The sequence below is a fragment of the Plasticicumulans sp. genome (assembly GCF_035331805.1).
Lineage (GTDB): Bacteria > Pseudomonadota > Gammaproteobacteria > Competibacterales > Competibacteraceae > Plasticicumulans.
The window spans coordinates 1-11,541 of the sequence record NZ_DAOLKE010000091.1; the positions used below are offsets into that span (position 1 = coordinate 1).

At 70.3% G+C, this 11,541-nt stretch carries 10 protein-coding genes; 3 read left to right on the forward strand and 7 right to left on the reverse strand.

Annotated elements, in window-relative coordinates:
* Positions 1–132 precede the first annotated feature (132 nt).
* Positions 133–792, reverse strand: coding sequence for a ribose-5-phosphate isomerase RpiA (rpiA, locus tag PKE44_RS08560; protein WP_324550080.1), 660 nt, complete (start codon positions 790–792; stop codon positions 133–135).
* A 120-nt stretch (positions 793–912) separates the two neighbouring features.
* Here rpiA and ilvA point away from each other — a divergent pair, with 120 nt between their 5' ends.
* Positions 913–2,433: a threonine ammonia-lyase, biosynthetic gene (gene ilvA / locus PKE44_RS08565; protein ID WP_324550082.1), complete on the forward strand. Its 1,521-nt coding sequence runs from the start codon at positions 913–915 to the stop codon at positions 2,431–2,433.
* A 195-nt stretch (positions 2,434–2,628) separates the two neighbouring features.
* Here the strand turns inward: ilvA and ppx are convergent, their stop codons facing one another.
* The 4 genes from ppx to phoB form a co-directional block, all read right to left on the reverse strand.
* Entirely contained in the window at positions 2,629–4,116 is a 1,488-nt protein-coding gene (gene ppx, locus PKE44_RS08570; RefSeq protein ID WP_324550086.1) for an exopolyphosphatase, read from the reverse strand.
* Between the two features lie 48 nt (positions 4,117–4,164).
* Positions 4,165–4,662 (reverse strand): histidine phosphatase family protein, encoded by a 498-nt coding sequence (locus PKE44_RS08575; protein WP_324550088.1) that lies wholly within the window; start codon positions 4,660–4,662, stop codon positions 4,165–4,167.
* A gap of 162 nt (positions 4,663–4,824) precedes the next feature.
* A complete protein-coding gene (phoR, locus tag PKE44_RS08580; RefSeq protein WP_324550090.1) occupies positions 4,825–6,138 on the reverse strand; it encodes a phosphate regulon sensor histidine kinase PhoR in 1,314 nt (437 codons plus the stop codon).
* A gap of 14 nt (positions 6,139–6,152) precedes the next feature.
* A complete protein-coding gene (gene phoB, locus PKE44_RS08585; RefSeq protein WP_324550093.1) occupies positions 6,153–6,845 on the reverse strand; it encodes a phosphate regulon transcriptional regulator PhoB in 693 nt (230 codons plus the stop codon).
* A gap of 289 nt (positions 6,846–7,134) precedes the next feature.
* Between phoB and dksA the strand changes: the two genes are divergently transcribed.
* The gene (gene dksA, locus PKE44_RS08590; protein ID WP_324550095.1) at positions 7,135–7,557 is read left to right on the forward strand and encodes an RNA polymerase-binding protein DksA; all 423 of its coding nucleotides are present in this window, start codon (positions 7,135–7,137) and stop codon (positions 7,555–7,557) included.
* A 57-nt stretch (positions 7,558–7,614) separates the two neighbouring features.
* On the opposite strand, the gene ptsP is transcribed toward dksA, so the two are convergent.
* Together ptsP and PKE44_RS08600 are read right to left on the reverse strand one after the other, a co-directional pair.
* Positions 7,615–9,903, reverse strand: a complete 2,289-nt coding sequence (gene ptsP / locus PKE44_RS08595; RefSeq protein WP_324550097.1) for a phosphoenolpyruvate--protein phosphotransferase — start codon at positions 9,901–9,903, stop codon at positions 7,615–7,617.
* 66 nt (positions 9,904–9,969) lie between these two features.
* The gene (locus PKE44_RS08600; protein WP_324550101.1) at positions 9,970–10,596 is read right to left on the reverse strand and encodes an RNA pyrophosphohydrolase; all 627 of its coding nucleotides are present in this window, start codon (positions 10,594–10,596) and stop codon (positions 9,970–9,972) included.
* A 245-nt stretch (positions 10,597–10,841) separates the two neighbouring features.
* Between PKE44_RS08600 and PKE44_RS08605 the strand changes: the two genes are divergently transcribed.
* Complete coding sequence (locus tag PKE44_RS08605; protein ID WP_324550099.1) at positions 10,842–11,498, forward strand: HAD family hydrolase; 657 nt, start codon at positions 10,842–10,844, stop codon at positions 11,496–11,498.
* Positions 11,499–11,541: the final 43 nt, after the last annotated feature.

Consider the following 11,541-nt stretch of genomic DNA (forward strand, 5'->3'; position numbering starts at 1 on the left):
CTGGCCGTGGTCGTGCGGCTGGCGCTGCAGCGCGCCGGCCTCGACGCTGCGCTCGCCGGCGGGCTTGCCGCCGGCGGCTGGCTGCTCGCGGCGTGGGTGCTGTACCGGCTGCGCGCCGGCTGACGCGCCCCGTCAGCGTGTCAGCGTCTGCACGCCCTGCTCGGTGCCGAGCAGCAGCACATCGGCCGGGCGGTGCGCGAACAGGCCGACGGTGACGACGCCGGCGATCTGGTTGACGGCCGTCTCGAACGCGAGCGGGTCGTCGATGCGCAGCCCGTGCACGTCGAGGATCAGGTTGCCGTTGTCGGTGACGACGCCCTCACGCCAGACCGGCTGCCCGCCGAGCGCCAGCAGCCGGCGTGCGACGTGGCTGCGCGCCATCGGGATCACCTCGACCGGCAGCGGGAAGCGTCCGAGCGTGTCGACGAGCTTCGAGCCATCGGCGATGCAGACGAACTTCTCGGCCAGCGCCGCGACGATCTTCTCGCGCGTCAGCGCCGCGCCGCCGCCCTTGATCAGCTGCAGCCGGCGGTTGGATTCGTCGGCACCGTCGACGTACAGCGGGATCGGCCCGGCGGCGTTGGCATCGAACACCGGGATGCCGTGCGCCTTCAGCCGCGCGGTCGAGGCCTCGGAACTCGACACCGCCCCCTCGATGCGGCCCTTGATGCGCGCCAGCGCGTCGATGAAGTGATTCACCGTCGAGCCGGTGCCGACACCGACGATGGTGTCGTCCTCGACGTAGTCGAGCGCAGCCTCGCCGACGAGGCGCTTCAGTTCGTCCTGGGTCATCGCGGGGCACCGTGCGGCCGGGGGAAAGCGCGGCAGTGTAGCGGATGGACACTGCCGATGCTGCCATGCAATATGTCCGGTTCAGCCGGACCCGGCCGCCGGTTTCAAGAGTTCCGCCGCATGCACGACTACATCCGCAAGATCCTGAGCGCGCGCGTCTACGACGTGGCGATCGAAAGCCCGCTCGATCCGATGCCGCGCCTGTCGAACCGCTTCGGCAACCACGTGCTGCTCAAGCGCGAGGACCTGCAGCCGGTGTTCTCGTTCAAGCTGCGCGGCGCCTACAACAAGATCGCGCACCTGAGCCCGGCCCAGCTCGAACGCGGCATCATCTGTGCATCGGCCGGCAACCACGCGCAGGGCGTGGCGCTGTCGGCGCAGAAGCTGGCGATCAAGGCGACGATCGTGATGCCGGGCACGACGCCGCCGATCAAGGTCAACGCCTGCAAGGCACGCGGCGCGCGCGTGGTGCTGCACGGCGACACCTTCGACGAGGCCGCGCAGCACGCCCGCCAGCTCGAAGCCGAGAAGGGCTACACCTTCGTGCACCCGTACGACGACCCGGACGTGATCGCCGGTCAGGGCACGATCGGCATGGAGATCCTGCGCCAGCACCCGGACCCGATCCACGCGATCTTCGTCGCGGTCGGCGGCGGCGGGCTGATTGCCGGCATCGCCACCTACGTGAAGTTCCTGCGCCCCGAGGTCCGCATCATCGGCGTCGAGCCCGAGGATGCCGCCTGCCTCGACGCGGCGATGAAGGCCGGCGAGCGCGTCGTGCTCGATCAGGTCGGCATCTTTGCCGACGGCGTGGCGGTGCGTCAGATCGGCGAGGAGACCTTCCGCCTCTGCCGCGAGCTGGTCGATGAAGTGATCACGGTCAGCACCGACGAGATCTGCGCGGCGATGAAGGACATCTTCGACGACACGCGCGCGATCGCCGAACCGGCCGGCGCGGTCGGCACCGCGGGCCTGAAGAAGTACGTCGCGCGCACCGGCATCCACGGCCAGAACCTGATCGCGATCAACTGCGGGGCCAACGTCAACTTCGACCGCCTGCGCCACGTCGCCGAGCGCGCCGAGATCGGCGAGCAGCGCGAGGCGCTGCTGGCGGTGACCATCCCCGAGCGCGCCGGCGCCTTCCGCCACTTCATCCAGTCGCTCGGCCGGCGCGCGATCACCGAGTTCAACTACCGTTACGCCGATGCGCGTGATGCGCAGATCTTTGTCGGCGTGCAGCTCACCGAGGGCCGCGAGGAAAAGCTCGCGCTGATCGAACAGCTGCGCACCGAGGGCTATCCGGTGCTCGACCTGAGCGACAACGAGATGGCCAAGCTGCACGTGCGCTACATGGTCGGCGGCCACGCGCCCGGCATCGCCGATGAGCGCCTGTACCGCTTCCAGTTCCCGGAGCGGCCCGGCGCGCTGCTGAAGTTCCTGAACTCGATGGTGCACGGCTGGAACATCTCGCTGTTCCACTACCGCAACCACGGCGCCGACTACGGCCGCGTGCTGGCCGGCATCCAGGTGCCGGACACCGATCTCGCGCAGTTCCGCCAGGCCCTGCTCGACCTCGGCTACGACCACTGGGAAGAAACCGGCAACCCGGCCTACCGGCTGTTCCTCGACGGCGGCCGCTGAGACCGGCGCACACCAGCCCTCCGGACCGTGATGGGTCCGGAGGACTTCTGCATTCGGGCCGGCTGACTCAGCCGTGCGGACCCGGAGAGGATTGCCAAACCATCTGGTTCATGTCGGTCACGGCAGAACGCCTGTCTTTTCAGGTTCTTGCCCATCGCGGGAGGGGCGGGGACCGCAGGCTCCGGCAAGCTTTCCTCACTCGTCGATGACCAGCCGGCAGCGGGCCGTGGCCAGATAGTCGGCCTCGGCAGCCAGATCCGCACGGGTCAGCGGGTGCTCGTCGAGCCAGCCGGCCGGGAAGCCGAGCCGCAGTTCGCGCTCGCCCGGCTGCAGATGCAGCGCCGGCAGCGGCTGGCGGCTGCGGGCGCGGTGCAGCACGCAGGCCAGACGCAGCAGCAGGCAGAGGCGCAGGCCGCGTTCGGCCTGACCGGCCGGCAGCGCCGTGAAGGTGTCGAGCGGCAGCTTGCGGCGGTGGCCGCGCACCAGCGCCGCGAGCAGGGCCTGCTCGGTCTTCGAGAAGCCCGGCAGGTCGGCGCTGGCGAGCACGTAGCCGCCGTGCTTGTGGTACTGGTTGTGCGCGATCGCCAGCCCGAGTTCGTGCAGGCGCGCGGACCAGTCCAGATAGCGTGCCGCTTCCTCATCGGCGATGCCCCAGCCGGGCGCGGCCTGCGCGAGCAGTTCGCGGGCGGTGGCAGCGACGCGGCCGCCCTGGGCCTCGTCGCAGCCGAAGCGGGCGGCGAGGGCGCGCACGCTGCGGTCACGCACGTCCTCGTGCTGCACACGCCCGAGCAGGTCGAAGATCAGGCCTTCGCGCAAGGCGCCATCCGATACCTTCATGCATTCGATCCCCAGCGTCTCGAAGATGCCGTGGAGCACGGCCAGCCCGCCGGCGAACACCGCGGCGCGTTCGCGTGCCAGCCCGAAGCGCTCGCCGAACACGGCCGGCGCGGCGTCGATCAGATCGGCGCGCAGGCGACGCAGCGCCTCGCGCGGGATGTCGCCGCTGCTCCAGCCGAGCGCGACCAGCACGTCGCGGATGGCCTTGATCGTGCCGGAGGCGCCGATGGCCTCGTCCCAGGCGGCGTCGCGAAAGCCCGCCTCGACCGGTTCCAGTTCCATGCGCACGCTGAGGTCGGCTTCGTGCAGCGCGCGCTCGCGGATGCGTTCGGCATCGAAGAAGCGGCGCGTCAGGCTCACGCAGCCCATGTACAGGCTTTCGAGCTGCTGCGGCTCGAACTGTTCGCCGACGATCAGCTCGGTGCTGCCGCCGCCGATGTCGACCACCAGCCGCCGGCCGCTGCCGGCAGTCGAGTGCGCGACGCCGAGGTAGATCAGCCGCGCTTCCTCGCGACCGCTGATGATCTCGACGCGGTGGCCGAGCACCTGCGTGGCGCGCTCCAGAAAGGCCGCGCCGTTGCGCGCCTGACGCAGCGTGTTGGTGCCGACGATGCGCACGCGCTCGGGCGGCAGCTGCGCGATGCGCTGGCCGAAGCGGGCGAGACAGTCGAGCGCGCGCTGCTGCGTGGCCTCGTCGAGGCGGTGCGCGGCGTCGAGGCCGGCGGCGAGCTGGACCATCTCGCGCAGGCGATCGACGACCTGCAGCGTGCCGTCGCCGGCGCGGGCGACGATCATGTGGAAGCTGTTGGAGCCGAGGTCGATCGCGGCGAAGGTGTCGACGGGCATGCGGACGATCCGGCGGCGGACGGGGAGGCGGACAGTGTAAGGCGGGCTTCAGTCGCGCAGCGCGCGCATCTGGCCGGCGGTCAGGGCCCAGTGCAGCCGGCCGGTGCCGGCAGCCGGCGCACCGGGAAACACGATCAGCGCCGCGCCGCCCTTGCGCAACCGCAGCAGCGGTTCGGCGCTGCCGCTGAGCAGCAGCCCGGCGAGGCAGCCGAGGTGCGGTTCGTGGCCGACCAGCGCCACGTGCGCGTCCGGATCGAGTCCGGCGAGCACCGGCAGCACGTCCTCGGGCGCGTCGTGCGGGGTGCAGCCGGCAATGGTCTGCGGTGCGGCCAGCCCCCAGGCCGCGCACAGGATCGCGGCGCTCTCGCGCGTCCGCCGGTACGGGCTGCAGAGCACGTGGTCCAGCCGTTCGAACTGCATGCGCAGGCGGTTGGCGCCCTTGCGCAGGCGCCGGGCGCCGTCGTCGGTCAGCGCACGCTCGGCATCGCCGCCCCCGGACGGGGCGGTGTCCTCGGCGATGCCGTGGCGGATCAGCAGCAGTTGCATGGCGGATTCCTCCCTAATGAAGGCGGTTCGCGGCGGGGAAGTCGGGCCGATGGTACGGGCATGACTTTTCTCCCCTCTTGCCAGTCCCTTGCCCGCGAGGGGCGAGGGGCTGAAAGACGCTGAAAGACGCTGAAATAAAAAAACGTTCCGGCGTGACCGGCCTCAGGCGGCGCGGCCGCCGCTGGTGCGCGGGCAGGCCAGTTCGGCCGGGAAATCGCACGCGAAGCGGCTGCCGGCGCCGACGGTGCTGGCGATGCGCAGCTGGCCGCCGTGGCGGCTCATCACGTGCTTGACGATTGCAAGCCCGAGGCCGGTGCCGCCGCGCTCGCGGTTGCGGCCGCGATCGACCCGATAGAAGCGTTCGGTCAGTCGCGGCAGGTGGTGCGGTGCGATGCCGTCGCCATTGTCGATGACTTCGAGATGCACGCCGCGTGCGTCGGCATGCCAGCGGATGTCGACGTGGCGGCCGGCCGGAGTATGGCGGATGGCGTTGAACACGAGGTTCGAGAAGGCGCTGCGCAGCTCCTGTTCGTGGCCGCAGAGCCACAGCGCCGGATCGGCCTCGACGCGCACCGTGTGCTGCTGCTCGCCGGACAGCGCGATGGCGTCCTCGGCGATCGCCGCGAGCATGCCGGGCACGGCGACCGGGCGCGGCGGCAGGCGCTCCTGCTGGCCTTCGAGCTTCGCGAGCATCAGCAGGTCCTCGATGATGTGCAGCATGCGCGCGCTCTGGTGCTGCATGCTGCGCAGCGGCTGCTGCCATTTGACGGCGCAGGCGTCCCCGCTGTCGAGCAGGGTTTCGAGGTAGCCGCCGATCACGGTCAGCGGCGTGCGCAGCTCGTGCGAGACGTTGGCGACGAAGTCGCGGCGCACCTGTTCGAGCCGGTGCACGCGCGAGACATCGCTCGCGATCAGCAGCCGGTTGGCCTCGCCGTAGGGGATCGCGCGCACCGACAGCGGCTGGCCGCCGACCGGCGACGGGAAGTCACAGACCGCCTGCGCGTCGCGCCGGCCGAGGAAGGCGACGAAGCTCGGGTGGCGCACCAGATAGGTGATGCGCGTGCCGAGGTCCTGCGGCGAGCGCAGGCCGAGCAGGTCCTCGGCGGCCGGGTTGCTCCAGAGCACGGTGTCGGCGTCGTCGAGCACCACGGTGGCATCGGGCATGGCGCGGGCAGCCTCCTGGAACTGGCGCAAGGTGTCGATGTAGCGGCGCGTGTCGTCACGCCGGCGCTGCCGGCGGCGCTGCAGGTGGTAGTAGATCTCGCCCCAGATGCCGTCGGGCTGCGGCCGGCGCCGGCGGCAGCCGTCGCGCAGCCAGCGCTCCAGCCGGCTCAGCCGCCACAGATGCCAGCCGCAGAGCAGCGTCGCGCCGAGCGCGAGCCCCGGGGCGGGATGACCGGCCTGCCAGCCGAGACCGGCAGCGGCGGCGAGGATCAGCAGCGTGCGCCAGAGGGCGCCGGGCCACGGGCTCTGCAATTCGGGCCCCCGCCTCAGGTTCTCGTCGAGAAACGGTAGCCGGTGCCGCGCACGGTCTGGATCAGCACATCGTGGCCGCTCGGCTCCAGCACCTTGCGCAGCCGGCGGATGTGCACGTCGACGGTGCGCTCCTCGACGTAGACGTTGCTGCCCCAGACGCGGTCGAGCAGTTGCGAGCGCGAATACACGCGCTCCGGGTGCGACATGAAGAACTCCAGCAGCCGGTACTCGGTCGGGCCGATGTCGACGGTCTGCTCGCGGGCGGTGACGCGGTGGCTCAGCGGTTCCAGGCGCAGGCCGTCGGCCTCGAAGGCCTCGTCGCTGCCCTGACCGCTGCCGCGGCGCAGCACCGCCTTGATGCGCGCGGCCAGCTCGCGCGGCGAGAACGGCTTGGTCACGTAGTCGTCGGCGCCGCTTTCGAGGCCGTGGATCTTGTCCTCCTCCTCGGCGCGCGCCGTCAGCATGATGACCGGCACGTCGCGGGTCAGTTCGTCCTTCTTCAGCCGCCGCGCCAGTTCCAGGCCGCTGGCACCGGGCAGCATCCAGTCGAGCAGGATCAGGTCCGGCACGCGCTCGGCGATCAGGGCGAGTGCGGCGCGCGCATCGGCGGCCTCGACGGTCGTGTAGCCGGCGGCACCGAGCGCGAAGGTGATCATCTCGCGGATCGGCTGTTCGTCCTCGACGATCAGGATGCGTTTCTCGCTCATGACGGCACGGGTTCTCGGGCTGGCGGGGAGGGCGCCGGCATTAAAGGCGAGCAATGTGACAGGTACGTGAATCCATGGCGAGCCGGTGGCCATTGCGTGACGCCGTGGTGACAGTCGGCAAATCCGGGGACTTGTCCATGACAATCAGGCAAGACAGCCACTTCGGCCATTCCCACACACCGGAAGTTGTGATTTCATGCCGCGCGCTTGCGGACCGGGCCTGGCCGGCTGCGCACCGCCTCCGCCCGCGCGGATGGTCTTGCTGCCTTACATCTACGGGAGGTCGGTCATGTCAGCCGAGAGCTTCACAGGCTTCACGCCGTATCAGGCCAAGCCGGACGAGGAATACATGAACGATGCGCAGAAGGCGCATTTCCGCAGCATCCTGCTGTCGTGGAAGCAGGAACTGATGGAAGGCAGCCAGCGCACCGTCACCCACATGCAGGACGAGCCGCTGAACCTGCCGGACCCGAACGACCGGGCCAGCCAGGAAGAGGAATTCTCGCTCGAACTGCGCGCGCGCGACCGCGAGCGCAAGCTGCTGCGCAAGATCGAGAAATCCCTGCAGCGCATGGCCGAGGACGAATACGGCTACTGCGAGGGCTGCGGCATCGAGATCGGCCTGCGCCGTCTCGAAGCCCGTCCGACCGCCGAACTCTGCATCGAGTGCAAGCAGGTCGAGGAAATCAAGGAAAAGTCCCGCGCCGCCTGAAGGCGCGCGGCCCGCGCGCCCGCGGTTCCGGTCCTCCCTCCGCAGCGCTGCCGTGCGTCAGTGCTGGCCCGGACGCACCAGTCCGGCCAGGCCGTGCGCGATCATCACCTCCTCTGCGGCTGCGCGGATCTGCTGCGCGGATTCGAGCCCGAGCACGTCGGCGACCAGCGCCTGCGCGACCGACAGCGGCACCGAGCGGATCATCCACTTCACCTTCAGCAGGTTGCCGAGGCTCATCGACAGGCTGTCGATGCCCATGCCGATCAGCAGCAGCGCCGCCGCCGGGTCGCCGGCCATCTCGCCGCAGACACTGACCGGCTTGCCGGCGCGCCGCGCCCGCTCCACCAGCCACTGCATCACGCCGATCACCGCCGGGTTCAGGCTGTCGTAGAGCTTGGCGACGCGGTCGTTGTTGCGATCGACCGCGAGCAGGTACTGCGTCAGGTCGTTCGAGCCGATCGACACGAAATCGACGCGCTTCGCCAGCAGCTCGACCTGATACGCCGCCGCCGGCACCTCGATCATCACGCCGACCTTCGGGAAGTGCGCCGGCACGCCGTCCTCGACCAGCTCGGCGTGCGCCTGACGCAGCAGTTCGAGCGCCTCGTCGAGTTCCGACACCATCGTGATCATCGGGAACAGCACCGACAGCCCGTCGGTGCTGCCGGTGGCGGCGCCGGCGCGCAGCATCGCGCGCAGCTGCGTCTTGAAGATGTCCGGGTGATCGAGCGAGATGCGGATGCCGCGCCAGCCGAGGAAGGGATTGTCCTCGCGGATCGGGAAGTACGGCAGCGGCTTGTCGCCACCGACATCGAGCGTGCGCAGCGTCACCGGGCGCGGCGCCATGCTGGTCAGCACGCGCGCGTAGGTCGCGGTCTGCTCGTCCTCGCCCGGAAAGCGGTCGCGCAGGAAGAAGTGGATCTCCGAGCGGTACAGGCCGATGCCCTCGGCGCCGCTGTCGCGCGCGGCGTTGATGTCGGCGAACAGCCCGGAGTTGGCGAGCAGGTGGATGCGCTGGCCGTCGGGCGTGATCGCCGGCTCCTCGCGCAGTTCGAGCAGGCCGCGCGACAGTTCGGCTTCCTCGCGCGCCAGACGCTCGTATTCCTCGCGCAGCTGTGTGCCGGGCTGGATGCAGATGCGTGCGCTGTAGCCGTCGACCACCACGTCGCGGCCGTTGAGCTTGGTCAGCGGCGCGCCGGTGACGCCGAACACCGCCGGAATGCCGAGCCCGCGCGCCAGCAGTGCGACGTGCGAGGCGCCGGTGCCGCGCACCGACACCAGCCCGACCAGACGCTCGGGCGGCACGTCGAGCAGCTGCGAGACGTTGAGTTCCTCGCCGACCAGCACGCAGCGTTCCGGGTACTCGACCGGCGGTGCGTCCTTATTCTGGTGCAGCCGGCGCAGCAGCCGGCCGCCGAGATCACGGATGTCGGCGGCACGCTCGCGCAGGTAGGCGTCGTCCATCTCCTCGAACACGTTCGCGTATTCGGCGACGGTCGCGCGCAGCGCCCCGGGCGCCCAGTTGCCGGCGTGGATGCGCTCCAGCGTGCCGTTCACGAGGCTGTCGGAGCCGAGCAGCATCGCGTAGGCATCGAACAGCGCCTGATCGCCGGGCGACAGGATGCGGCCCATGCGCGCGGCGAGGCTCTTCAGTTCCTCCAGCTCGGCATCGACGGCGAGGCGAAAGCGGCTGCACTCGGCCTCGATCAAGTCGAGGTCAAGGCCGAGCTTCTTGTCCGGCACCGAATCGAGCCGCGCCTCCGGGAACAGCACCAGCGCCCGGCCGATGCCGAGGCCGCGGGCGCAGGCCACGCCGTCGACGAACAGCGTGTCGAGATCATCGACATCCATCTGGTCGAGCGACTGGCGCAGCTCGGCCTGCGTGATCGAGCCGGCGAGCTGCGCGGCGAGCGTGACGAGGAAGGCGACCTCCTCGTCGATGTAGCGGCGCTGCTCGCGCTGCTGCACGACCAGCACGCCCATGACCTTGCGCCGGCGCACGATCGGCACGCCGAGGAAGCCGTGGAACGGCGCCTCGCCGGTGCTGGCGATGAAGATGAAGGCCGGGTGATCGGGGGCGTTCTCGAGGTTGACCGGCTCGGCGCGGCTCGCGCACAGGCCGACCACGCCCTTGCCGAACGGGATGCGCACGCGCCCGACCGCGCCGGGGCGCAGGCCGTCGGTGGCCATCAGCACGTATTCGCGCCGCGCCTCGTCGCTGAGGTACACCGAGCAGACGTCGGCGTTCATGCTGGCCTTGACGCGCTCGACGATCAGCGCCAGCGCCTCGTCCAGATCATGCGCGGAGCTGACCTCCTGCACGATGCGCTGCAGGGAATCGAGCATGGGTACCGGTTCCTCGGCGGAGGCAGACGAAAGGGATGATGAGGGTCCGGTGGCGACCGGACCGCTTCAGTGCGGCCGGACGTTGGGCTCGCTGCGCACCGGCAGCACCGCCGCCGGTGCGCGGCGCAGCGCCTGCAGCGTCAGGTTGAAGCGGGCGAGCACCGCCGGCGACGGTTCGCGCGGCAGTTGCGGCTGCTCGGCGAAGCGCAGCAGTTCGTGCAGCGCGCGCAGATAGACCTGACGCTTGAACGCGACCACGGCTTCGAGCGGATACCACCAGTCTACCCAGACCCAGTGGTCGAACTCGGGGCGTTCGGAGCCGTCGAGGCAGAAATCCTTCTCGCAGCCGCGCAGGCGCAGCAGGAACCAGACCTGCTTCTGGCCGATGCAGGTCGGCTTCGAATGCCGGCGGATCAGCCGCTTCGGCAGCCGGTAGCGCAGCCAGCCCTCGGTGCGACCGAGAATCTCGACATGCTCCGGGCGCAGGCCGGTTTCCTCGCCGAGTTCGCGGAGCATGGCTTCTTCCGGCGTTTCGTGACGGCGGATGCCGCCCTGCGGAAACTGCCAGGATTTCTGCCCGATCCGGCGCCCCCAGAACAGGCGGCCCTCGGTATTGCAGAGGATGATGCCGACGTTGGCTCTGAAGCCTTCCGAGTCAATCACTTGGAGACCGTTTACAAGTGGGTCGCAGATGTGTGCGTTAACGGCAAGGGTAAACCGTGGGTTGGCCGGAAACAATGGCGTACACAGCCATGCCGGCAGCGTCTGTCAAGACGGCCGCGTGCGCCGCCCGATGGCTGCCGGATCCGGCAGGAAGCCGCGAATTTCCGGGCGGTTCGCCGCTTCGCCGCTCCGGAGGGCGTGATTGCCGCTGCGCGCGGCCTTCCGCTACGCTCGCGCACCTTCATCCCCGTCACCCCTGCCCCGGAACCGTCGCCGTGAGCCTCGCGCTGTTCGACCTCGATCACACCCTGCTCGCCGGCGACAGCGGTTCGCTGTGGGGGCGGCACCTGTGCGCGGTCGGCGCCCTCGATGCCGCGCACTTCGAGGCCGAGAACCGCCGCTTCGGCGCCGAGTACATCGCCGGCACGCTCGATCCGCTGGCCTACTTCACGTTCGCGATGGCGCCGCTGGCCGCGCACCCGATCGCGCGGCTGCTCGAATGGCGCGAACAGTTCGTCGAGCAGCACATCCGGCCGGTCGTGCTCGCGCGCGCCGTCGAACTGCTCGATGCGCACCGTGCGCGCGGCGACACGCTGGTCATCGTCACCGCCACCGACCGCTTCGTCACCGAGCCGATCGCGGCGCTGCTCGATGTGCCGCACCTGCTCGCGACCGAACCCGAGCAGCTCGACGGCGGCTACACCGGCCGCGTCGCCGGCGAACCGTGCTTTCGCGAAGGCAAGATCGCGGCGCTGGAGCGCTGGCTCGGCGGGCACGGGGCCCGGCTCGACGAGGCCTGGTTCTACAGCGACTCGCAGAACGACCTGCCGCTGCTCGGGCGCGTCGGCCATCCGGTCGCGGTCGATCCGGACCCGGTGCTGGCGGCCGAGGCGGCGGCGCGCGGCTGGCCGGTGCTGAGCCTGCGCGACTGATCCGCCCCGCGCCTTGAACCGCTCGCCACTGCGCATCTGCGCC

Coding starts and splice junctions, on each gene's coding strand:
- phoB (WP_324550093.1), bottom strand. CDS start 6,845: ATGAGCGAGAAACGCATCCTGATCGTCGAGGACGAACAGCCGATCCGC.
- rpiA (WP_324550080.1), bottom strand. CDS start 792: ATGACCCAGGACGAACTGAAGCGCCTCGTCGGCGAGGCTGCGCTCGAC.
- dksA (WP_324550095.1), top strand. CDS start 7,135: ATGTCAGCCGAGAGCTTCACAGGCTTCACGCCGTATCAGGCCAAGCCG.
- ppx (WP_324550086.1), bottom strand. CDS start 4,116: ATGCCCGTCGACACCTTCGCCGCGATCGACCTCGGCTCCAACAGCTTC.
- ilvA (WP_324550082.1), top strand. CDS start 913: ATGCACGACTACATCCGCAAGATCCTGAGCGCGCGCGTCTACGACGTG.
- ptsP (WP_324550097.1), bottom strand. CDS start 9,903: ATGCTCGATTCCCTGCAGCGCATCGTGCAGGAGGTCAGCTCCGCGCAT.
- PKE44_RS08575 (WP_324550088.1), bottom strand. CDS start 4,662: ATGCAACTGCTGCTGATCCGCCACGGCATCGCCGAGGACACCGCCCCG.